Here is a 23,661-nt window from a genome sequence, read left to right as displayed (position 1 = left end):
TGGCGATAACAATTCAACCACATGTTGCTGATGCTAATGATATCTACGGAGCTCGAGAATGATAAACGTCAGAAAATGGTCTTGCAGAATTGCGTTTGGTTTAAGCCTGACGCCTCTGTTGTTTTCTCAAGCTCTGGCCGCGTCATCGAATTCGGGAGATCTTTCTGCCGAGCAACGCGCCGAACTTCAGCGCTCTGCTGGTATCAGCTGCGACGCGAATGGCAATAATGATTGTACCGCCGGTAACGTTGAAAGTGGCGATTATTACAACGTACGGATCTATGGTGACTGCGCGAATGCTGCTTATTTTGGGCGGATAAGCGATAAGGCGGTTTCTCTGAGGAAAGATGTCGCAACAACTGGGACAGAAGGCAAAACAAATGGGCCGTTGGCGCCTGAGCAATTGGTTTGTATCAAAGCGGCCGCTCAGGTGAACGTGACAGATAAAGAATATTATGTCATGGCGCTCCCAATGGATCACGGCCCGGAATGCAAAGGCGAAGAGCTGTGCAAGAAGCCTCGGTCAATTCCAGAAAACTATCAAAAGACGATGGCTAATTGCCAGCCTGACAGTCAGAATGACTATCGCGGCTGTCCACAGGGATGGGTTTTTGCAACTGAAATGGAGGCCTATTCAAACGGGCTGCCTGGTGCACAGTAACTGACTGCCGCACACGACGATAACCATGGTCTGCTGACATTTACGCGGTTGGATTTTCACTGCGGAAACCGCAGTGCTGTGTTCAATTACAGCATGTCGCTTCAGCCGTAACGGAAGCAGACCCCGTGTGATTGACACTGAAAAGCTGGAGCAAATTTCACGCGCTCAATACTGAAGCCCGTCGAGCCCTCGTTTGCCGGACATTTAGCCTGCGGCGCCTGATCCTTATTGATAATCTTACCCGTATTGGTTGGAATAGATTGCAAGTGCACGGATAAGATTTATTCAAGTTTCCTTATATTGTATTATTATTAAATACTTGGCTGACAAGTTATTTTGGCTTCCTTCAACAAACCTGTCAATCACGTTGCCGTTTTAATCAGCCATATTTTAACTTTCTCTTTATATTAGCTAATCGTAATTATAAGAAAAGTACGACATTCTATTAAAATATCGCAGTGAACATTTGATTTTACTTGATAATTATTCTTTTGATTAATAATACTTGCCGTGATTCCAAGGGGGCAATTCGGCAGAGTCTTGCGCTGCTGGTTATGTCAGTTGTGAAGCTTGTTCTGATGAATGCAACCTGTTCCTCAACGAGGTGCGGGCGGGAGATTTTATGTACATGAATCTGACTCAGTTATTAGTTCATACGCGGTCTGGAAATTTCCGATCAAGCGTCTCTCACCGAACTCTGGCATTGGCAGGGACTGCAATTGCACTCAGTCTGACCGGTGCTGCAAATGCAGCTAACTTTACTGCATCAAATGAGACTGAACTGGTGGCAGCTATCAATCAGGCCAATGCCAGCGGGGATACAAATTCAACCATCACGATGGTTGGCAGTTTCACGATCGCGCCGGGTTCTCTGCCGCAAGTGACAACCAATCTGCGTATTGAAACGGCAGGCAATACGCTCACCTCATCAGTCGGCAATCTGGCGCTCAATGTCGCAACCGGTTCGGAGCTCACAATTGATGGCTCCATCCGCACGCAGGGTGTGAATGGCTTTAGTGGTGCTATTGTCAAGAATGGTGGCGGAACGCTCAACATAACGGGCGGCCCGAGTGCAGTTTTCTGGTCTCTGAAAACAACAGACGGCGACCTCATTTTCAAAGACGGAGCCCAGTTCACCTATGATACGTCAAAGGGCTCTGGTACGGGTGCACTGAGCACTGCATTATTTGATGGTGGTAGAACCATCACTGTTACGGGAGCCGGAACCGTCGTCACAGAAAAAGGCGGTGCCTTGATTGAAAGTGCCGACGAAGCAACCTTGAATGTCGAGAATGGTGGGAAATTCGTTTCCACTCTCGGCACAACTATGGTTATTACAGCCGGTACCAAGGGCACCGTCAATGTCACAGGTGCAAATTCCGCTTACGAAACAAATGCACTTCGGATATCGCGTGGGCACGCTACGATTAATGTAACAGGTGGCGGTTCCTTATCCGCGAGTGCCATGCAGGTCGGTGTATATGCATCCCTAAACGCTGCGGCCAGTGGCCTACAAGATTTGGGCGGATCAGCCGACATTCTGGTTTCGGATGCAGGATCGGTCATGACCGTTACCAACCCGTTTCTGTTGACGCGTGGTTCACTGAGCATTCTGAACGGCGGCGTGGTAACAGCAGGTGGGATGCGTGTCGGATCGTATGATCGCGCTGTCACCAATGATGCAATCGGTACCATTCTGGTTTCCGGAGCGGGCTCAGCACTCAATACGACACAAACGACAGCCAATTCGTTTATTGTTGGTGGCGGCAATGGTGCCGGCGTTAAGAACGGGACACTCACAGTCGCCAATCAAGGCAAGGTGAATGCTGCATCCGGTGCAGGCATAATCAACGTCGCCACAACCGCTGGCAGTGCCGGTATTATCAATATTGGTGGTGAAACAGGACAGGCAGCAACAGGCGCAGGCACGATTGAAGCTGGCACCATCAAGTTCGGTGCGGGCAATGGCGCACTCAACTTCAATCATACTGACAGCGATTATGCCTTCAGCACGGTGCTGGAAGGTAATGGCACACTCAGCCACATCGGCTCCGGCAAAACCACGTTGACAACTGATCAGACAGCTTTCACTGGTCAAACTCTCGTGCAATCCGGTATTCTGGCCGTAGATCACAAGCTCGGAGGCACAATGGATGTTTCCGGCGGACGCTTGCAGGGTATCGGCACAATCGGTGATACTGTTTTGTCCAAAGGCGGTGTGATTGCAGCGGGCAATGCATCCCTCGGTACGCTGACAATTGACGGCGACTACACCGGCAATGGTGGGTTGCTTGAAATCGAGACTGTGCTTGGCGACGATACATCTGCGACCGACAAGCTGGTCATTACCGGCAACAGTTCCGGCGATACGGATGTAAAACTTATCAACCGCGACGGTCTTGGTGCGCAGACAGACAAAGGCATCAAGATTATTGAAGTCGGCGGTCAGTCTGACGGTACTTTCGCTCTCGTCAGCGATTACACGACCAAAGACGGCAAAAAGGTCGTCATCGGTGGTGCCTATGCCTATGAGCTACTTAAGAATGCCAAAAGCGACCCGGCTGATGGAGACTGGTATCTGGTCAGTGAGGTTTATAAGACCGCCCCTGTCGATAGCGGCAATGGTAATGGTAACGGCAACGGTAATAATAATGGCGGCAGTAATGAAACCACTCCGCGCTATAGTGCAGCCGTTCCGGTTTATCAGAGTTATATGACCACCCTACAATCGCTGAACAAGCTGCCGACTTTACAGCAGCGCGTCGGTGAGCGTTATCAGGATGGCACACCTGTCGCTGCCGGCGGCGAAAACGGTGGTGCAAACCGCGCTATCTGGGGTCGTATCGAAGGTGCGCACAGCTCCCTCAAAAACAACAGCTCATCAGGTCGTCTGCAACAGGACATTAATACATATGTTATGCAAAGCGGTGTTGATGGTCAGTTCTATGAAAGTGACAAGGGCAGGCTGATCGGCGGTATTACCGGTCAATATGGCAATGCACAGAATAATGTCACAGCTTTTGCCGGTGACGGCACAATCAAAACACAGAGCTGGGGTCTGGGCGGCACGCTCACATGGTATGGCAGCAATGGTTTCTACGTTGACGGTCAGGCACAGGCCAACTGGTATGATAGTGATCTGAAGATCGATGATGTGAACAGCTTCACAAACGGACATAATGCCTTCGGCTATGCGCTCAGCATTGAATCCGGACAGACTTTTGCCGTGAATAACAACTGGTCGCTGACACCGCAGGCACAACTGATGTGGTCGTCGCTCGATTTCGACAGCTTCAGGGACAGCTATGGCACGCAAGTTGACAAGAACGACGGCGACAGCCTGACAGCGCGTCTCGGTCTTGCTGCCAATTATCGCAATGGCTGGAAGGGTGATGACGGACGCGCTGTAAATACTCAGGTTTATGGTATTGCTAATCTCTATCAGGAGCTCTCCGGCAATAGCAAAATCAATGTTGCAGATGTGAAGCTTGCCAATGATGAAGACAGAACATGGGCAGGCCTTGGTGCCGGTGGTACCTATGCATGGAGCGACAATGCCTATGCTGTTTATGGCGAAGGCTCGGTCAGCACGTCGCTCAACCATTTTGCAGACAGCTATATTGTCAAAGGTACTGTCGGCTTCAAAATGAAGTGGTAGTTTAACGTACTGCTCATAGCTATAAAAGCCTGTCATCTGGCAGTTCGGATGGCAGGCTTTGTTATTTGGTGTTGCATTCGTTTCAGAATGTTCATGGATCGTCAGATACATGAGCATCATTCTCTGGATATCAAGCGGTATAAACGATCTGCGCTGGACCTCAAATCAGAGACTTATGTCAATCAACACTCAGGTCAAAGCACTTGGGAGCGGCTTTTCGTCATTGGTGAAGTCCGCGCGGCGGCAGGTCCTTCCCAAGCTTAGGGTATTGCTGTCGGCTCCGTGCGGATGCGTTTTTAAATTGGCAAAAAGATTGCGATCAAGGTGTGCGGGAAACAACTGCCTACATTCTGCTGAGAGAAGTCCAGTCAATCAACATAAAGCGGACACGTAGACTTTACAAAGAGTTAGGACTTTAGTTCAGGCATAGACGTCCGAAACGTCGTATCAAGGCCAAGCCGTGTGAGGACCGCCAATAAGATCACTCTGGGCTTTTCCAGACCAGGAGGGCCCACGGCGACGGGTTTAGTGAAGCCTTCAATAGCAAGCTTGGTGCAGGGTGTTTGAATGCACATTAATTCTTAACGCAGGAAGAGGTGCGCGAAAAATTGGAGAGTTTGCGCAGAGACTACAATGAGGATCATCCTTATTTGACAATCGGATATATCGTCCCGATTGGCTTGCACAATCCCGGTGGCGTAACCGGAACGCCACTGGCATAAGGGCTGGAAAATCCTGATTTCTGGCGGTCTAATCTTGGGGTTCAGTGCAACGACTGGTAACGGTCAAGGTATCACCGATCATGAAAATAAGTTGTCGCGGCCTGATACAAGGGAGATAGGCTTGAGGCTTGGCTAAAATCCTGTCGTTGTTTGATAATGTTCGGAATTCACGCCACAGCACCCTTGTATTTGCCCTATGAGGCCGCCCAGAGCTGCGGCCGACGAAACAAGTCCCCGGCTCCCAAGAAATGGGATAGCACAAACTGCGCCGAAGAATTTCAATGTCCTGCCAGTTAATTTGATGGGTAGTCCTCTGACGGTCTTCACGGGGTTTTCTCTGTAACGTGCTGAGAATTCGGTGATGTTATGATCGCGATTGCGTCGGAAGTGATACGCAAGGGTGAGGCGTGACGCAGGAACGGTTTCGTACACAATAGCATCGTGCGCCCAGCCGGTTTCGGCACCCAGGCTCTTGGCTGTCGCCCACAGGTTCCAGTCTTCTCCACCGGAGAGATCAAATCTTTGATCGAAGCGAAGGCCTGTTTCCCGGAAAAAGCTTAAGCGCCCCATCCAGCTTCCCGTTGCTATTTTTATAGTATGGCCCTGACCAGACAGCGCTTTTGTTTTGCATTTGCGTTCCGATTTCATACTGCTGTGTTTTATACCAGACCATACGATCTTCTGCATAAGGCTCAAATCCTTCCCAAAAGGGATAGGACGAACTGGCGATCCGACTATATCGAGATCAAGCCTGTCGCGCTCGGCAAGCAAATTGATAAGCCAGTCTTTGTGTACTTGCTCGTCATCATCAACGTAGACCAGAAAGTCATAACCTTTGTCGACCGTGTAATTCAGAGCAAAGTTTCTGACAGCGCATATGCCAGGTTTACCTTGGTTGAAATAGGCAATTTCGGTATCTGTGACAGAGGAGCGGAATTGATCCACGATCTCGTCTAACGAACAATAGTCCTTATTTTCGACGATCAGGAAAGAAACCTTATCCATTGCTGGGAGCGTCATATCCCTTAATGAAGCCAGCAAACTAGCTAACATCTTTGGCCTGTCTCGCGTTGCCACGGAAACACAAATATGACGCCCCATGCTCAACCCCACCTTTAATTCATGCATTGCCCAGCGGTGATTTGATCGGGAATATGAAAATTAGATATCACTGAAACTTGGTATTTTATGAGATCCCATAGACTGCACATAAAGGTAGGACGCCCAAAATACCTGAATTCAGGGATATGCAGCAGGTCCTGCTAATTTTACTTGGTTCTCCAGCCTGCGGGTATTATTGGAGAAACAATATGAATCTGAGATCACTTCTTATCGCATCTGGCATCGCACTTTCGAGTGCAGGCGTTGCGAATGCCGCCGATGCTATTCTCTCACAAGAACCGACGCCAGCGATTGCGGCTCCTGTTTTTTCATGGTCAGGCAGTTATATCGGCGGTCAAGTCGGTTATGGTTGGGGCAAGTCGAGGCTCGGTGATGGCGAAGAGTCCATTTCTCTGAAGCCTGATGGTTTCCTCGGTGGCCTTTATGCGGGCTATAATTTCGACACGGGAAACAATGTGGTTCTGGGTATCGACGGAGATCTGACTTTCAACAATCAGAAAGACAGCATTTCAGAAAGCGATGATTTTCTTACGGCCACATTTGAAAGCAAGCTTCGTTGGTCGGGCGCAGTGCGTGCTCGGGCGGGTGTCGCGGTCGACCGCTTCCTGCCTTATATCGCTGGTGGTGTAGCGTTCGGCAGTGTTAAGAATTCTGTTTCCCTCACCGATGGGATCGATAGTATCAGCGCCTCGCAAAGCAAGACTTTGACGGGTTGGACGATCGGTGCCGGTGTTGATTATGCCGCAACCGATAATGTAATCCTGCGACTTGAATACCGTTATACGGATTATGGCAAAAAGTCCTTCAGTGCCGGTGACGACGATTTCGGTTTCGATTCCGTCCATAACAAATTCAAGACAAACGAAATTCGACTTGGCGTAGCATACAAATTCTAAAACACGTCAAAAGTTAACGGCTTGAGGTATCGTCCGGGTTCTCCAGAGGATACCTCAACAATTGTATTAGATTATTTATCAAATTCCTTGAGATAAAGATGTTTAGTTGTAATAGAAGTTTCTAAACCAGTAATTGGTCTGAAAGGAGATGCCGATGCCACTGAGCGCGCTTGCAGCCGATATCGCGTTGCCTGCACCGGTGCTTCTCGTTGAAGATGATATGGTGGTACGACGCAGGCTCGAAATACTGCTGCTTCAGTTTGGCTACCAACTGGAAGCAATTATCTTTGCCGCTTCACTGGCTGAGGCGCGCGCCTGTATGGCGGATCAGCCAGTTGCGCTGGCTTTGGTCGATATCGGTTTGCCTGATGGCAGTGGAATTGATCTGATTTCTGAACTTCATACTTCAGATCCGGGATTGGCTATACTGGTCATTTCGGCATGGTGTACGCAGGATGTTATTCTTTCTGCCTTGCGGGCAGGCGCTGTAGGTTATGTTCTTAAAGAACGTGACGATCTGGAAGTTGCCATCGCAATAAGAAGTGTTTTGCGCGGTGGGGCACCTATCGATCCATTTGTCGCAAAACGAATTATCGAGGAATTGCCTGCTCAATCGCCAGAACGGATGGCCGATGACGGCATGCAAGTGCTGACTGCGCGCGAGAGCCAGATATTACTTCTGGTGGCCGAAGGACTTGGCAATAGGGATATTGCAGAGCGCCTCTGCCTGTCACGGTACACGGTGGAGTGCCATATCAAACGGATTTATCGCAAGCTTGCCGTTTCCTCACGGACGCGAGCCATCCATACCGCGAGACAGCGCGGATTGTTGGCGTGAGGTGGCTGCTATTTCTGTGTTTGTGCATTTTTTCAACACCTGCGTGGGCGCAAGTGAATTCTACGTCATCAACATGTTCGGTGCGCATAGTCGATGTCAAAGCGGCTGCGGCTACTTCTGATGGTGGTAGGGCAGAGGTTTCGCAATGGGAACATGTGACTCTTCCAGATGATTGGAATTGGCGACATTCTCACAAGGCTAATGAAGTCTGGTATCGTATCGACTGGCAACGAAGTTGCACTGCTGACAGCAAAAAGCCTGTGGCCCTGCTTTTGCGATCCGTCGTTATGGCTGGAGAAGTTTACGTCAACGACCACCATCTCTGGAGTGATGAGCAATTAACGGAGCCGCTTTCACGCAGTTGGAACATGCCCCGCTATTGGCTTTTGCAGAACTCTTGGCTGCATGAGGATATAAATACACTCTGGATCAGAGTTGTCGGCATAGAAGGACAGTCCTTAGGGCTTGGCCCCGTCGTCTTTGGTGAGCCCAGACAAATTTATGAGCAATATGAAAATCTGTGGTGGCGTAACCGCACACTATATGTTGCAAACATCATCGTATCGGGCGTTATCGGCATTTTATTCTTTTGCATCTGGATCGTTCGCAGGGATCAGACTGCATACGGATGGTATGCATTTTCGTCCTTATTCTGGGTAGTTTTCATATCAAATATTCTTGTCACGAAACCCTGGCCATTCCCGGACACTCTTACGGCAGCCAAAGTAAACGCAATTGCCTTGTTGTTATGCGTGGCCTGTTTTTGCTTATTTACACTGCGTTTTGGCGAAAGGCGATTTAAGCGCTACGAGCGTATTCTATGGAGCACGACAGCATGCCTGATTATCGCGCTCGTTATCGCGCCGGTTCACGTTATCGGTTATGTACAGATACTCAGCTTATTGTTGGCAACTGTGGCGTTTCTGGCGAATTGCCTGCAATTTCCTCTCTATGCTCTGCATACGCGCCAGCGCGAACATTTGATGCTCGCTCTTTGCCTGCTGGTTTTATTCGTGACAAGCCTGCATGATTTTCTGCTGATTTTTAAATTCATTCCAGGTGAATTTTCGATCCTGCCCTATGCGAATATAGCGATTACTCTCTGTTTATCAGGGATATTGGGATTGCGTCACGCGCATAATGTCCGACGAATAGAACAGTTCAATGTTGAACTGGCGGACAATGTGGCCAAGGCGCGTGCTGAACTCGCAACTATCCTTGAGCGTGAATATACTCTGGCACTGAGCAATACGAGACTTAGAGACAGGTTGGATATTGCACACGACCTTCACGATGGCATAGGCGGTTCACTCGTGCACATGATGGCTTCGGTGGAGCAGGGCCAAGGTCCCGTCAACCGGCCACAGGTCGTCTCCATGCTTAAGTTGATCCGCGACGATCTACGCCAGACCATTGACAGCAATTCCAGCCCCAGCATCAAGGTTCCAGCCACTCCATTGGAATGGATAGCTCCTTTACGACACCGGTTCACGGCACTTTTTGATGAACTTGGCATAAAGTCCGAATGGGTGTTTCCAGGTCAGTGGCTCAATCCTCCCAACACGTTACAATGTTTGGCGCTGACCCGAATTGTTGAGGAAGCATTGACCAATGTCATAAAGCACAGCCGCGCAAGAATAGTGACATTGTCATTGGTCCAGAGTTCTCGTGACACACTCGTACTGCATGTCGAAGACAATGGCATTGGCTTCGATGTCGAGGCCGTGCACCAGGCCAATATCAGTATTGGCATGCGCAGCATGTCTACGCGTATGGCGCGCGTTGGGGGAAGGATCGAGCTTACGTCAATGCCGGGTCGAACTCTTTTGAGCGCGGTGCTCGTGATTGGATCCTGATGAAAAGAAATGCGGGCGACACGATTGGTGCTGTTTCGGCCCGGATCGTGATCTCCGTGCTCGATAAGAATACGAATGGTTGCTAAAAGACCATAATTGTTTCACATAAATTGTGGTCTGAATGTTCTGCTTCGAGAAAATGGGGTGCAAGTTGTTACGCAAGAAGTTTGGTTTTCTCTTCCTTTTCCTTGCAATTATTGCGTCGCCCGCAAACGCTTTTGAAGCAGGTTCTCCGCCGGAACTAAAGCCGTTGCCGCAACAGGTTCAGGCAGCACGTTTGACGGCAGAGTTCCTTTCGCGCTTTCATTATAAGCCAGTTCCCTTGGACGATGCTCTGTCCGTCAAGATCATGAATCGCTATATCGATTCCCTTGATCCTGATCGGCTGATTTTCCTGCAGTCGGATATTGATAGCTTCAAAACCAGCAGCAAAGAAATCGATGACGCCATCAACCAGGAAGACCTGAGCATCCCGTTTGCCATTTTCAATATTTATGGGCAGCGTGTCGTTGACCGCATGACTTATGCACGCAGTCTGCTCAATCAGAAGTTCGACTTCAGTGTCGAGGAAGACTATCCGATTGTTCGCGATAAAGCAGTTTGGCCGCAGTCGGATGCGGAGCGCAATGACTTGTGGCGCAAACGCGTCAAAAACGATTGGCTACGTTTGAAATTGGCTGGCAAAGACGATGCCACAATTCGCGAGACGCTGGGCAAGCGCTATGAGAACACTCTCGCGCGGACTTATAAGTCGAAAGCTGACGACGTTTTTCAGATCTTTATGGCTGCTTATACGACGTCCATCGATCCTCATACCGACTATTTTGGTGCGAATGCTTCGGCAGAATTTGATATTGCTATGAAGCTGTCCCTTGTTGGTATCGGCGCTGTTTTGCAGGAACGCGATGATTACACGACTATCCGCGAACTCGTGGCTGGTGGTCCTGCTCAATCGTCAGGCAAGCTTGCCGTTGGGGATCGTATTGTTGGTGTCGGTCAGGACGAAGACGGGCCGATAAAAGAAGTCGTTGGATTGCGTCTTGATGAAGTTGTGCAACTGATACGCGGCGCCAAAGGGTCGATTGTGCGTCTGGATATCTTGCCAGCGGATGCCGGACCGGATGGTGCACATCACGTCGTTCGTCTGGTTCGCGACAAGATCAGTCTCGAAAAACAAGCGGCCCAAAAGACAGTGCTGTCGGTAAAAGATGGAACGACCACGCGAAAGATAGGCGTAATCACACTACCTGCGTTTTACGAGGATATTGAAGCACGCCGAAAAGGTGACAAGGATTATCGAAGCGCCAGCCGTGATGTCGCTAAACTCGTAACGGAACTGAAGCAGGACAAAGTCGATGGTATTCTCATTGATCTTCGCAACAATGGCGGTGGTTCGTTGACCGAAGCCATCGACCTTACTGGCTTATTTGTCGGCAAGGGTCCTGTGGTTCAGCAACGCAATGCAAAAGGCGAAGTGAAAGTAGAGAATGATGACCTTCCGGCTCCGATCTGGAATGGACCGCTCGGAGTTCTCATAAATCGTGGATCGGCATCAGCTTCCGAGATTTTTGCTGCGGCGGTTCAGGATTATGGGCGGGGTGTCATTATTGGTGAGCCTAGTTTCGGCAAAGGAACAGTGCAGACCGTTATCAATCTTGATGAGGTGGTACAGAATCCAGAACCGAAATTCGGCGAATTGAAGTTGACGGTTGCCCAGTTTTTCCGTGTGAATGGCGGCACAACGCAATTACGCGGTGTAACACCCGATATCAGCCTGCCTGGAACATTTAATATCAAGACCACCGGTGAATCGAGTTTCGATAATGCCCTGCCCTGGAGCGAGGTGAAGGCTGCGAAGTTCAAGTCGTTTGGCGATATGGCAGCTACGATATCGCAGCTGCAGGAACGGCACGATAATCGAGTAAAGAGTGAACCGGAATTCCAACGGTTTGTGGAAGATATTGCAGCCCTAAAGGCACAGCGCGAAAAGACAATCATATCTCTTAACGAAGCCAAGCGTCGTGATGAGATCTCGGCAGAAACAAATCGCCTGAAGGCACGTGGTGAGAACAAAGATGAAGTCGCCACGGATCAGGATGATGGCCTACAGTCCAATGAGCGGAGTTTGAGCGCTGAAATTGCCATCGAAAAAGCCCGTACAAGTGCAAAAGATGTTCTGCAAAATGAGGCGGCGGCTATCATTGGCAATTTGGCAGATTTGCAAAAGGAAGCGTCGAAATAGAGCTTTATTGCAAACTCATTCGTCAATGATGACGATGGTAGTAGCATTCTGGCTATAGTCTGAAGCGGCGTAATTCACAGGAAATGATGGCTGAGCGCGGCATCTCGTTGAATGCTCGGCTGTCCATCGCCGCACCTAGAATTTCAACTCTGAGTGGTTTTGTCGATTCAATCGAAGGAAGTACTCGTTCTACGAGGATGCCAACGGGAAACTGGTTGTCGGTATCACCGGGCGATATGGTACGGCACATGGCAATTCCAGCTCGTTCTTGGGTGACGGTTACACCGACACCAGTGCCTGGAGCCTCGGTGCGACGGAGACCTGTCTTCCGATGACATGAATTCGTCTCTGGTCAATGGCGCGATGGCCTTCGGTTATGCATAGAGTGCCGAGGTGGGCCAGCGTGTCGCCATTGATGATCATTAGTCGCGACGCCACAGGCGCAGTTGATGTGGGTGCCTTTCACGACATCTGGGGCAACCGCGTACATATGCAGGACGACGACAGCCTGACGGCACGCTTCGGTCTTGCTGCCGGCTACCGCAATGACTGGACGGGCGAAGATGGCCATATAGCCAACAGTTCGGTCTATGGCATCACTAATGTCTATCAGGAGTTTCTCGGCGGCACGCGGATCAATGTGGCCGGTGTTCCCATCGATGCCGACAACTATAAGACTTGGGCGGACCAGAAATACACCGTCCATGGTGAGGGCTCCATCAACACATCCCTCTACGATGCGTCGCTTTCAGTGGGGAGCGCTGTTTCTCAACCTCTGCTCCGCATAAACGAAGGCTGCATTGATCAGAACCGCAAGTGCTGCGACGATGAAGCCACCTTGCAGAACGAATGCCGTATTGCCGGATAGAAGTCCTGCAACGATGACTTCGCCAAGCGTGCTTGCCGCAACAGTCGAGCCAATGGTCGCAGTAGAGAGTGAGATAATCGCTGCGAGGCGTATGCCCGATAAAATCACTGGTAGGGCGAGCGGCAGTTCTACATTGAATAATAATTGCCGGTCGGTCATGCCCATGCCGCGGCCTGCATCGACAACAGATGGTTCAAGCTCGGTGAGGCCGGTCAGCGTGTTCTCAAAAATAGGTAGCAGGCCATAAAGCAGCAGAGCGATGAAAGCCGGAACTGAACCAAAGCCGAAGATTGGCACTGCGATGGCCAGAACGGCAACAGGCGGAAAGGTCTGGCCGATATTGGCGATGGCGCGCGACAGTGGCAGGAATTCGCGTCCGCTTGGCCGGGTGGTCAAAATGCCAAGTGTTACTGCAATGATAGTCGCGGCCAGCGTTGCGATACCGACCAGTGCCAGATGGTTGATAGTCAGCGCCAAGAGCGAATTCTGCGTGTAGATCGCCGGTGCATTGTTACGGGTGAACGGTGCTAACCAGCTCTGAAACCACTCCGGCCTCAGAATGAAAATACATAGAATTCCCAGCAGTCCGGCTTTCAGAACTGTGCCCAGTTTCATGCGACCCTCCGGGCATGGTCTTCAATTGCCGTACGGGTGATGCGGCCAACAATCTGGCCGTTGCGGCTGACGGGAAGTGCAGGGCGGCCTGACCACAGGCTGGCGCCAAGTGCTTCGCGCAGCGACGTCTCGCTAGATATTGCTTCACCATCAGCTTGGCCCGGTTCAATGAGACCATCGACTGTTTCAAGCGACAACAGGCGGAATACGCGGTCGCTGCCTCCGCCGAGCAGCGCATGGACAAATTCTGTTGCGGGCTGCGTGATAATTTCTTCCGGCGTCGCATATTGCAGTAGCTTACCCTTATCCATTACTGCGATGCGCGAACCAAGCCGGATAGCTTCTTCCATGTCGTGGGTCACGAGAACAATCGTGGTGCCATAATGCTTCTGGATGGCCAGCAGATCTTCCTGCGCTTTATCCCGGATGATTGGGTCAAGCGCGCCGAATGGCTCATCCATCAAAAGGATGGCTGGATTGGATGCCAGCGCGCGTGCGACGCCGATGCGTTGCTGTTGACCACCTGAAAGTTCATGCGGCATACGATCACGATAGATCGCCGGGTCGAGATGAAACAGCGACAATAATTCATCGACACGAGCAGAGATTTTGGCCTTGTCCCATCCGAGCAGAGTAGGGACAGTTGCAATATTTTGGGCGATTGTGCGGTGTGGAAACAGTCCGTGACCCTGAATGGCATAGCCGATACCGCGGCGCAGAATATGAGATGGCAGTTCGCGATTGTCTCTGCCGTCGATCTTGATCACGCCATGGCTCGGTTCGACAAGACGGTTGATCATGCGCATCAGCGTTGTCTTGCCGGAGCCGGATGTGCCGACGATGACAGCCACGTCACCTGCCTGAATAGTCAATGAGACGTTGTCGACGGCCGTCTGTGCACCATAGATACGTGTGATGTTTGAAATCTCGATCATAGCACGGGCTCCTAATTCTGATGGCCGCGGCTGATTTCAATCAGCGCGTCTAGCAAGATGGCAGCGACGAAGGCCATTGCAACGGTTGGTAATGCGCCGAGCAGCACCAGATCGGTGGCTGTCTGGGCAATCCCCTGAAAGACGAACATGCCAAGACCGCCGCCGCCGACGAGGCCTGCAATCACCGCAAGGCCGATATTCTGCACCAAAACCACGCGGACACCGGTAAGGACCACCGGGAAAGCCAGTGGCAATTCCACCGAGAACAGGCGTTGGCGGCGCGTCATACCCACACCACGGGCCGCGTCCACAACGGAAGGCGACACATTATCGAGACCGGTAACGGTTGCCGAAACGATGGGAAGAAGTGCATAGGCAACAAGCGCGATGAATGCGGGTGCCGGACCGATACCGGCAATACCGAGAGCGCTTGCGCCGGGCAGGTTCGCGCCAACCCACGCAAGCGGGGCGATCAGCACACCAAATAGCGCCATGGATGGGATAGTTTGGATCACATTGAAAAAAGACAGAACCGCATCACGGATGCGCTTAACGCGATGGATTAGGATGCCGATGGGTGTGGCAATGATGAAGGCGGCAATCAGTGAGCCGATCGCCAGAAAAGCATGAGTGCTTAGTGCGCTTTTGAATGCGCTACGGCGGGAAGCATACTCCTTGAGAATAGAAACATCGTTCCAGACACCGCTATAGAGAAACACACCGAGCAACAGAACGAAGATGCCAAGTGCTACCAACCGTGACAGGGGCTTGAGGCGTAGCCGCACAAGCGTGTCACCAATGGCAAGTGCCAGAGCAAAGACCATCAGCCACAAGCTGCCGCCAGGCGAAACACGTGCGTAATTATTGCCAGCTGGCGTAAGATAGGTTGCGCTCCAGCCAATGGAGATGGCCAGCATGATGAGGGTGATAACCAGAATTCCAAGCCGGACACCTGACTTCGAACGTAGCGCCATGATGAGTGCTGTGCCAAGCGCCAGCGCTATTAGAACAAGCGCCTGCAACAAAGGCAATGCGTTCCAGATATAGATTGGTGCAGTTGCCGCAACACGATTGGGGCGCACGAGGGCAAAAGGCTGGATGAACATCGCTAGAATGATGATGAGCGCAATAACCAGCCCCAGCCTGTCGAAGGCAAAACGTGATGGAGAGGCGGCGGCACGGTCTGCGGTTATTTGCATGGTAAGTCCTGTTCGCCGGGAGTTCTGCTGGCTTTAACGACGATTGTGTGAAGCGCTCTCTCTAAAGCAAACCATCAGGAAATGAATCCCTGCCGGAGCGATGAACGCCCGGCAGGGGAAGGGATTACTTGATGAAACCTTTAGAGGTCAGGTACTCGCGAGCAACATCAGCTGCAGGCTCGCCACCGACCTGAACGCGACCGTTGAGTTCCTGAAGGCTTTCGAGAGTGAAGGACTCAAATACCGGCTTTAGCAGTTCGGCAATTTGTGGGTTTTCCTTCAGCACTGCTTCGCGAATAATTGGGGTCGGCAGATAAACCGGCTGCACACCCTTGTCGTCTTCCAGCACCACAAGATTCGCAGGTCCGATGCCGCCATCGGTGCCATAGACCATGGCCGCATTGGCGCCCGAGGTCTGCTGTGCAGCAGCAGCGATTGTCGCTGCCGTGTCACCACCAGAAAGCGTGATCAGCTGGTCAGGCTTGAGGGTGAAACTATACGCCGTCTGGAAAGCGGGCAAGGCTGTTGCCGAGCTTACAAATTCTGACGATGCTGCAAGCTTTACCTCACCGCCATCGCTCACATATTTGCCGAAATCAGTCAGAGACTTCAGATTGTTCTTTTCTGCTACATCGCGGCGCACAGCAATTGCCCATGTATTGTTGGCATTGGCGGGCGTCAGCCAGACAATCTTGTTGGCATCGTAATCGAGCTTCTTGGCTTCTTCATACCCTGCCACGGCCTTGTTCCATACAGGCAAGTCGCCCTTGTTGAAGAAGAAAGCAGCATTGCCGGTATATTCAGGATAGATATCAATCTGGCCTTGCGTAATGGCTTCGCGCACGATCGGCGTTGCACCAAGCTGGATCTTATCGACAACAGGAATGTTGTTGGCCTTAAGAACCTGCGAAATAATATTTCCCAACACGCCGCCTTCCGTGTCGATTTTGGAGCCGACAACAACGTCGGCAGCCAGGGCAGAGCTGGCAGCAGTTATCATGCCGGCCAATATGCCGACCATCCTCAGCGATGTCTTCATAGTTATGTTCTCCCTCACAGTCAGACGCTGTTTGAGTTTCAGGCTAATTTAAAACACCGGAAAGGGATATATCCCAGATTCCGAACGAAGGATGCCTCAGCAAGCGCTGCCATCCCGGTAACGTTTTATAAGCGTCGAAAACCAGTCCTCGCGAGAAATAAAATTCTACTAATCGTCCTCTGTTAGCAGTGACACCATCTCATTTAACATCGTTGGTGTGAAAGTGTTCCGTCGCCAGACAAATGAAAGTATCTGCCGGTGTTCTTGTCCAAGCGGATATTGCGTAATCGGAAATGGGAGACGTGCAACGACGGGTTCAGGCAATATCGAAAGGTAGCCATGACGAGTGACCAGATTGATGATCACGGGAATTGAGTCCATTTCTATTAAGCGCAGTTTGGACGACCCTACTTGGCCAAGTATGCTTTCCAAATAAAGCATTGCGTGTTGTCGGATACCGCTCTTGGCGCTGGGGAGTGCCAGACGATGCTTCTGTAAAAATGCAGCCATATCGCCATTGAGCTCTGCCATGACCCGATGATCGCCAATCAGTGCGAGCGGCGCATCGGATACGACGCGGCCATCAAAATCTTTGGAAAAGTCGTCATGGTCTATGAGAATTGCATCATAGCGGCGGCTTTTAAGGCCGGAGATCAGTTCTTCAGCTGTGTTGGCCGAGATTGACAGAGGTTGGCGCGGATAGAGTTTTTCCCATCCGGCAGTCAGATTGGCGAGTATCTGGGCAATATTGCTTTCATGGCCAAGTGGCATAACGGAACCGACCCGGCATGTCGCAAGATTGTACCGGAAGCGATCGGAGGATGCATGAGACAATTCCTCCCAATTGCTTATAATTCCCTCAACAAGAGTGAGCATTTTCTCTCCGGTCTCAGTGCAGCTGACGCCAGACCGCGTTCGTTCAAACAAACAGCAGCTAAGGTTACGCTCCAGTTCGGACAGCTGACGGGTCAACTGTGGCTGCCCCATACCGAGGCTTTTGGCTGCGGCACGGATGCTGCCCGCTTGGGCTGCAACAGAAAAGCGAGTGAGAGCGGTGAGAGAAATGGCTGCGCGACTATTGGTGACGCCGCCGATTGATTGCAATTGGCGGCCAAGCTGGGCTGTTTCGTCAAACAGTCTGCGGCGCTTTTGTGCTTCCAGAGTGAGACTGAGGACTGCCCCCTCCCGCCGCATGAGCGGTACCGCAAGTGCGTTTTCCATTCGCTCCAGTGCTGCGCTGACTGTGGATGGAGCGCGGTCTTCCTGGCGTGCTGTTTCGCGAATGGAGCAAGTTGCAAGCAGTGAATTGATGATCAGGATGGTGGCAATGTCCATTAATATACCCCGATTCACTTTTTATAGCCGCACGGCACGCGATGTGCCTGCTGAACAATAGGCCTCAGCTTGTCGATGGCCTATCGCATAGATTCATATTGCTTGCATCAAGACTTATGCAGGTCTTTATATTTAGCGAATGCCAATCCCGCGAGATTAGCAGTGTGTTGTGAATGAAGTCGCAACCTGAATTTAGCCCTCCCGGCATTCGCGGCTCTTACTAAATTAAAATCCCCACATCGCGCGTTCGCAATATGGGATATCCCTTATGCTCTCTGTGTCAGATAAGCTCATCCTGACAGCCTAGTCTTTAAAGGTATCGAAAACAGTGCAGATCGTATTGAACGGGCAGCCAATTGGCTTTGCCGATATGATGAAGATCGGGAATGGAGAAGTGGAAGTCGCAGCTTCTGCGGAGGGCATGGAGCGCGTGAGAGCATCCCGCGCCGTGCTGGAAGAGGCGATCCGCAATGGCGTTCCCGTTTATGGCACTACAACCGGGGTCGGTGCGATGAAGGATGTTGCCTGGTCCAGTGAAGAGCTTGATGAGTTCAATATGGGGCTGGTGCGCGCGCATCATTTTGGTACCGGTGCTGCTTTCCCACCGTCAGTCGTGCGCAAGGCCATTGCCATTCGCATCAATACAATCCTCACGGGGCAGGTCGGTTGCACAACGGGACTGGTTGATGCCTATCTCGATTTGTTGCGGGCAGATGTTATCCCTGTTGTGCGCCGTACAGGCTCGATCGGCTGTGCTGATATAGGCCTCATGGGGCAGATCGGGGCTGTTCTGACGGGTGTCGGTGAGGCAATCTATCATGGTGAGCGTATGCCGGCGCACGAGGCGTTGGCCGCCGCCGGCCTTAAAGCTCATCGCATGGCACCCCGTGATGCATTAGCCTCGCTTTCGGCGAATGCGGTAAGCTTTGCCGCCGCCGCCCGTGCCCTTCGTGATGCGGCTTCGGTCATTCGGGTTATGTTGGCGACAAGCCTCACAGCTTCTGGTGCGCTCGGTGCATCGCCGGACCCCTGGCTTGCAGCCTGTCATGTTGGTACGCCGCGTGAAGCACTGGTCGGAAAATGGTACTGCGACGCGGCAGCTTCATGGCAATGGCCGGTATCAACCCACGTGCAGGACCCGTTGAGCCTTCGCATGGTTGCGCAAGTTTTTGGCGCAATAATCGAGAGCCTGCTTGGTGCGGGTTACAAGATTCTGCAGGCGACGGGCCGCTCCGACGACAATCCGGTGGTGGTTGATGGTCGTGTTGTAACGTCTGGCGGTTCACTGCCACTCGACGTAACGGTTTTGCTTGAATCAGTCTCCATTTGCATGGCTCATGCTGCGCGCAATGCTTTCAATCGCTGCGTTCTGTTTGGCAACGGTCATCGCCGGGGTTTGCCACTCAATCTTGTACCAGAGGGTAGAATCGCAACCGGCTTTGGCCCGATCATCAAGCTTGCCGGTGAAATCTTCTCGCGGGTTCTGTCGCTCAGCCATCCCGTATCCGCCCAGTCATTGGTTGTGGCAGGTGGGATGGAAGACGAAGCCGCTTTTCTGCCGTTGGTGATAGAGCGTTTTGAACGTCAGGTCGAAGCGCTGAAACGCCTGGCAGCTTTGGAAGCACTGCTAGCCGCGCAAGCCATTGATATTGTCGGTGATGAACCCAAAGGCGTGGCAGGTCTGATCTATGAGCAGGTACGCAAATGCTCACCGTTATATAGCAAGGACCGACCGCTTTCTGCTGAGGTGGAATGCATCGAAGAACTGATTTGCTCGGACGCGATTGTGGCACAAATCATCAACCGGGCACCAATCAACAGCTTCGACGGTTTCTTTGCACTGGGTACTGCACCCGAAGGCACGCCCGAAGCGACACGCGCGAGGGTTGTTGCTGCGGTCATTTCATTTGAGGAGGATTGATATGGCCGATTTCGATCTGGTTTTACAGGGAACCGTTGTGTTGGCTGATCGCGTGGTGAAGCGCGGTTATGTGGCGGTGCGCGATGGCAAGATTATCCAGCTTGGCATCGGAACACCGCCGGAAGCCAAAGAGCGTCACCTGTTGGGTGAAGCGCTGATTATGCCGGGCGCAATCGACGCGCAGGTGCATTCGCTGTCGCAGAAAAACCAGGAAGACTTCATCTGGTCGACGCGCACGGCGGCGGCTGGCGGCGTTACCACTATTGTAGATATGCCTTATGATGAAGGTGACTTGATCTGCTCCGCAGCGGCGGTGGAACGCAAGATTGCGCATGCGGGTAAGCAGGCTTTCGTCGATTTCGCGCTTTATGGGACGATTGATCCACTCGAAGGTGCCAAGCGCATTGCCGAACAGGCGGAAGCGGGCGTAGCAGCGTTCAAATTCTCTACTTTCGGCACTGATCCAAAGCGCTTCCCGCGCATCAATCCGCCGCTTCTGGCTGATTGCTTTGCGGAAGTGGCCAAAACCGGTCTGACTGCTGGTGTGCATAATGAGAATGATGAATATGTGCAGTCGGCAATGAAAAAGGTCAAAGAAGCAGGCATTACCGATTATCGTGCGCACGGATTGTCGCGTCCACCGCTGACCGAACTTCTTGCTATGACCGAGATTTATGAAATTGGCGCTGCAACCGGTTGTCCGGCGCATGTGGTGCATTGCTCGCTTGGTCGTGGTTACGAGATTGCCGCGTCTTATCGCGCGCAGGGTTATCAGGCGACGGTCGAGTGCCTCATTCACTATCTGATGCTGGATGAAGAAAATGACGCACAGCGTCTTGGCGGGCGCTCTAAATGTAACCCGCCATTGCGTCCACGTGCCGAAGTGGAAAAGCTGTGGCGTGAACTGGCCAATGGCAATGTCACGCTGCTCTCCACGGATCATGTGAGCTGGTCACTTGACCGGAAAACTAATCCGGACATGCTTGCCAATGCATCTGGTTTACCGGGGCTGGAAACGCTTATTCCGCTGTTTGTGAAAGGTGCGATGGAGCGCGGTGTGTCGCTTTCATGGGGTGCAAAGCTGATGGCAGAGAACCCAGCGAAGCATTTCCGCCTTGATCATATCAAGGGCGCACTGACGCCGGATCGCGATGCTGATATCACGATCCTGACACCCGAAACATATATCTACGATGCGGCCTCGACAGGAAATAATGTTGCTGGCTGGTCACCTTTCGACGGGATAGAGCTGCCGTACAAAGTGGCGGCAACCTATGTGCGGGGTCAAAAGGTCTTCGATGGTAAGAATGTCATTGCAACCGCAGGCTCAGGCCAGTTCATTCGCCCACCGCTGCGTCATATCATTGCTGGACACGCATAATGAGCGCCAATCTGCCGGTTCAGGCTATGCGTATCGCGGAAGACATCGACGCGTTGGCTGCAATTACCGAGCCGGGTCGTCCGTGGACAAGGCGCGTGTTCTCACCGCTTTATCTGGAAGGTCGTGCATATCTGGAAAAGCGTATGCGGGCGGCTGGTCTTGAAACCCGCATCGATGCGGCAGGCAATCTGATCGGCCTGCGTAAAGGCAAGGGAGCCGGTAAGGGCGTTATTATGCTCGGTTCCCATTCTGACACCGTGCCGGAAGGCGGACGCTTTGACGGCATTGCCGGGGTTGTTGCAGCGCTCGAAGTGGCGCGTGCATTGAGCAATCACGGCGTTGAGCTTGATCACGATCTTGAAGTCGTTGATTTTCTCGCAGAAGAAGTGAGTCCGTTTGGCGTTTCCTGTATTGGCAGTCGCGGCATGACCGGACAATTGCCGAAGGCATGGCTGGAACGTATCAGTGACGGGCGCACGCTCTATGCTGCATTTGGCGAAGTCGGCGGCGATGCAGAAAGGGTTCTAAGCCAGAGCCGTCCTGATCTTGCTGCCTTTCTGGAACTGCATATCGAGCAGGGGCCGGTGCTTGAAACCGAGCATAAAGATATCGGTATCGTCACGGCAATTGCGGGTATCAGCCGGTTTGAGATTGTCATTGAAGGTCGCGCCGATCATGCAGGTACAACACCGATGGGACAGCGGTCGGATGCATTGGTCGCGGCCTCAAAGCTGGTACTGGAGATTAACAAAAAGGCTTTCGAACTGTCGGCAACGCCGGGGCACTTCACGGCGACCGTCGGTGAATTCCGTATTCAGCCGAATGCTGCCAATGTGGTGCCGTCACTGGTGCGCCTCCTGATCGATGCGCGTGCAGAATTTCGCGATGATATGCTGAGCTTTGCCGCGTGGCTTGATCAGGCTTGTGTCAAGTGCGCCGAGGCTGATCGTGTGGCAATTTCTGGTGTTAATCGCGTGTCGGATAACAATCCGGCTCCAAGTGATGCGACTGTTCTGACACATCTCGAACTGGCTTGTGAGAAGGTTGGTGCAACGCATCGGCGTCTCGCATCCGGTGCGGGCCATGACGCAGCATGGCTTTCAAAAGTCACGCCAACGGCAATGATCTTTGTGCCAAGCAAAGGCGGGCGTAGTCACACATCAGAAGAATGGACAGAAAACAACGAAATCACCTTGGGTGCTGCCGTGCTTTATGAAGCGGTACTTTCCCTCGACAAAGCGCTGACAACACAGAGTTAGAACGCAGGAGAAGCTGAATGGGACGCATACTCGTTGAGAAAGACGTTGAAGCCGCAGTCAAGGGCGGTTCCGTTTACGCGGCTGGCGGCGGTGGCTGGGCCGATCATGGCCGTATGTTGGGTTATGCGGCGGTGAGTATCGGGAAGCCTGAACTGGTTTCCATTGATGAGCTTGATGATAATGACTGGATTGCCACAGCTGCTGCCATTGGCGCACCGGCTTCGACCACTCCATGGGAAATGCAGGGCGTTGATTACGTCAAGGCCGTTGATTTGTTGCAAAAGGAACTGGGCGAGCCGCTCAAAGGTCTGATCATCGGGCAGAACGGCAAGTCTTCGACGCTCAATGGATGGTTGCCATCAGCCATTCTCGGCACCAAGGTTGTTGATGCGGTGGGCGATATCCGTGCGCATCCGACCGGTGACATGGGCTCAATTGGTATGGCCGGTTCGCCGGAACAGATGATCCAGACCGCTGTTGGTGGCAATCGCTCGGAAAATCGCTACATCGAGTTGGTGGTGAAGGGTGCTACCGCGAAAGTTTCGCCAATCCTGCGTGCAGCGTCTGATCAGTCGGGTGGTTTCATTGCGTCTTGCCGCAATCCGCTGCGCGCTTCATATGTGCGCACCCATGCGGCTCTTGGCGGTATTTCCATGGCATTGAGTCTTGGCGAAGCAATTGTCGCTGCCGAAGCCAAGGGCGGTCATGCGGTGATTGATGCGATCTGCAAGAGCACTGGCGGTCATATTCTGGCCGAAGGCGTGATCGCGGAAAAGAACGTGGTCTATACCAGGGAAGCCTTTGATATTGGCACTGTTAAAGTCGGCACAGGTGACAAGGCCGTGCTGCTGCATGTCATGAATGAATATATGGCGGTGGATGACAAGAACGGCCAGCGTGTCGCAACTTTCCCATCGGTCATCACCACGCTTTCGGAAGAAGGCCATCCCTTAAGCGTTGGCGAATTGCGCGAGGGCATGAAGATTTTCATCCTGCATGTGCCGATGAACATTATCCCGCTTTCAGCCAGCGTGTTGGATGCAACTGTCTATCCGTCGGTTGAAAAAGCGATGGGCATTGAAATTGCGAAATACGTGCAGGGAGTGAAGTAACC

General features: G+C 52.1%; 17 protein-coding genes. 11 read left to right on the top strand and 6 right to left on the bottom strand.

The genetic code is table 11. The features are described from left to right. Positions 1-58: 58 nt before the first annotated feature. Positions 59-661: a hypothetical protein gene (locus tag C9380_RS20815; RefSeq protein ID WP_128094532.1), complete on the top strand. Its 603-nt coding sequence runs from the start codon at positions 59-61 to the stop codon at positions 659-661. Positions 662-1,364: 703 nt separating this feature from the next. Next, on the top strand, positions 1,365-4,319 hold the full coding sequence (locus tag C9380_RS20810; RefSeq protein WP_164844697.1) for an autotransporter family protein: 2,955 nt from the start codon (positions 1,365-1,367) through the stop codon (positions 4,317-4,319). A gap of 854 nt (positions 4,320-5,173) precedes the next feature. Here C9380_RS20810 and C9380_RS20805 read toward each other — a convergent pair. Then, positions 5,174-6,142, bottom strand: coding sequence for a glycosyltransferase family 2 protein (locus C9380_RS20805; protein WP_128094530.1), 969 nt, complete (start codon positions 6,140-6,142; stop codon positions 5,174-5,176). A 209-nt stretch (positions 6,143-6,351) separates the two neighbouring features. Here C9380_RS20805 and C9380_RS20800 point away from each other — a divergent pair, with 209 nt between their 5' ends. The 5 genes from C9380_RS20800 to C9380_RS20780 all read left to right on the top strand — a co-directional run bounded on the left by C9380_RS20800 (position 6,352) and on the right by C9380_RS20780 (position 12,863). Continuing rightward, entirely contained in the window at positions 6,352-7,059 is a 708-nt protein-coding gene (locus tag C9380_RS20800) for an outer membrane protein (RefSeq protein ID WP_128094529.1), read from the top strand. A 154-nt stretch (positions 7,060-7,213) separates the two neighbouring features. Next, positions 7,214-7,897: a response regulator transcription factor gene (locus C9380_RS20795; RefSeq protein WP_128094528.1), complete on the top strand. Its 684-nt coding sequence runs from the start codon at positions 7,214-7,216 to the stop codon at positions 7,895-7,897. A gap of 80 nt (positions 7,898-7,977) precedes the next feature. Then, the gene (locus C9380_RS20790) at positions 7,978-9,753 is read left to right on the top strand and encodes a sensor histidine kinase (RefSeq protein ID WP_247877635.1); all 1,776 of its coding nucleotides are present in this window, start codon (positions 7,978-7,980) and stop codon (positions 9,751-9,753) included. Positions 9,754-9,892: 139 nt separating this feature from the next. After that, a complete protein-coding gene (locus tag C9380_RS20785) occupies positions 9,893-11,995 on the top strand; it encodes a carboxy terminal-processing peptidase (protein ID WP_128094526.1) in 2,103 nt (700 codons plus the stop codon). Positions 11,996-12,398: 403 nt separating this feature from the next. Next, complete coding sequence (locus C9380_RS20780; RefSeq protein WP_252869826.1) at positions 12,399-12,863, top strand: autotransporter outer membrane beta-barrel domain-containing protein; 465 nt, start codon at positions 12,399-12,401, stop codon at positions 12,861-12,863. Here the strand turns inward: C9380_RS20780 and C9380_RS20775 are convergent. The 5 genes from C9380_RS20775 to C9380_RS20755 all read right to left on the bottom strand — a co-directional run bounded on the left by C9380_RS20775 (position 12,744) and on the right by C9380_RS20755 (position 17,986). After that, the gene (locus tag C9380_RS20775) at positions 12,744-13,478 is read right to left on the bottom strand and encodes an ABC transporter permease (protein ID WP_100557771.1); all 735 of its coding nucleotides are present in this window, start codon (positions 13,476-13,478) and stop codon (positions 12,744-12,746) included. The genes C9380_RS20780 and C9380_RS20775 overlap by 120 nt on opposite strands. Then, on the bottom strand, positions 13,475-14,413 hold the full coding sequence (locus C9380_RS20770) for an ABC transporter ATP-binding protein (RefSeq protein WP_128094525.1): 939 nt from the start codon (positions 14,411-14,413) through the stop codon (positions 13,475-13,477). Before C9380_RS20770 ends, C9380_RS20775 begins: the two co-directional genes overlap by 4 nt. 11 nt (positions 14,414-14,424) lie before the next feature. Next, the gene (locus C9380_RS20765; RefSeq protein ID WP_105535190.1) at positions 14,425-15,612 is read right to left on the bottom strand and encodes an ABC transporter permease; all 1,188 of its coding nucleotides are present in this window, start codon (positions 15,610-15,612) and stop codon (positions 14,425-14,427) included. 124 nt (positions 15,613-15,736) lie between these two features. Continuing rightward, positions 15,737-16,651, bottom strand: a complete 915-nt coding sequence (osmF, locus tag C9380_RS20760) for a glycine betaine ABC transporter substrate-binding protein OsmF (protein WP_105707102.1) — start codon at positions 16,649-16,651, stop codon at positions 15,737-15,739. A gap of 168 nt (positions 16,652-16,819) precedes the next feature. After that, a complete protein-coding gene (locus C9380_RS20755) occupies positions 16,820-17,986 on the bottom strand; it encodes a LysR family transcriptional regulator (RefSeq protein ID WP_105707101.1) in 1,167 nt (388 codons plus the stop codon). Between the two features lie 370 nt (positions 17,987-18,356). On the opposite strand from C9380_RS20755, the gene C9380_RS20750 reads away from it, so the two are divergent. Genes C9380_RS20750 through ertC form a run of 4 tightly spaced genes read left to right on the top strand, consistent with a single transcriptional unit; the run spans position 18,357 to position 23,659 of the window. Then, entirely contained in the window at positions 18,357-19,907 is a 1,551-nt protein-coding gene (locus C9380_RS20750) for an aromatic amino acid lyase (protein ID WP_128094826.1), read from the top strand. 1 nt (position 19,908) lies between these two features. After that, positions 19,909-21,288: a hydantoin-5-propionate amidohydrolase gene (gene ertD, locus C9380_RS20745; protein ID WP_128094524.1), complete on the top strand. Its 1,380-nt coding sequence runs from the start codon at positions 19,909-19,911 to the stop codon at positions 21,286-21,288. After that, complete coding sequence (locus C9380_RS20740) at positions 21,288-22,547, top strand: Zn-dependent hydrolase (RefSeq protein ID WP_128094523.1); 1,260 nt, start codon at positions 21,288-21,290, stop codon at positions 22,545-22,547. The genes ertD and C9380_RS20740 overlap by 1 nt, the downstream gene beginning before the upstream one ends. A 17-nt stretch (positions 22,548-22,564) precedes the next feature. Further along, a complete protein-coding gene (gene ertC / locus C9380_RS20735) occupies positions 22,565-23,659 on the top strand; it encodes a thiohydantoin desulfurase (protein ID WP_128094522.1) in 1,095 nt (364 codons plus the stop codon). Positions 23,660-23,661: the final 2 nt, after the last annotated feature.

Origin of the sequence: Brucella pituitosa (assembly GCF_003049685.1) — a bacterium.
Classification (GTDB): domain Bacteria; phylum Pseudomonadota; class Alphaproteobacteria; order Rhizobiales; family Rhizobiaceae; genus Brucella; species Brucella pituitosa.
Note: the sequence above shows the minus strand (reverse complement) of the source record. Positions and strands in the feature narration are given on the sequence as shown.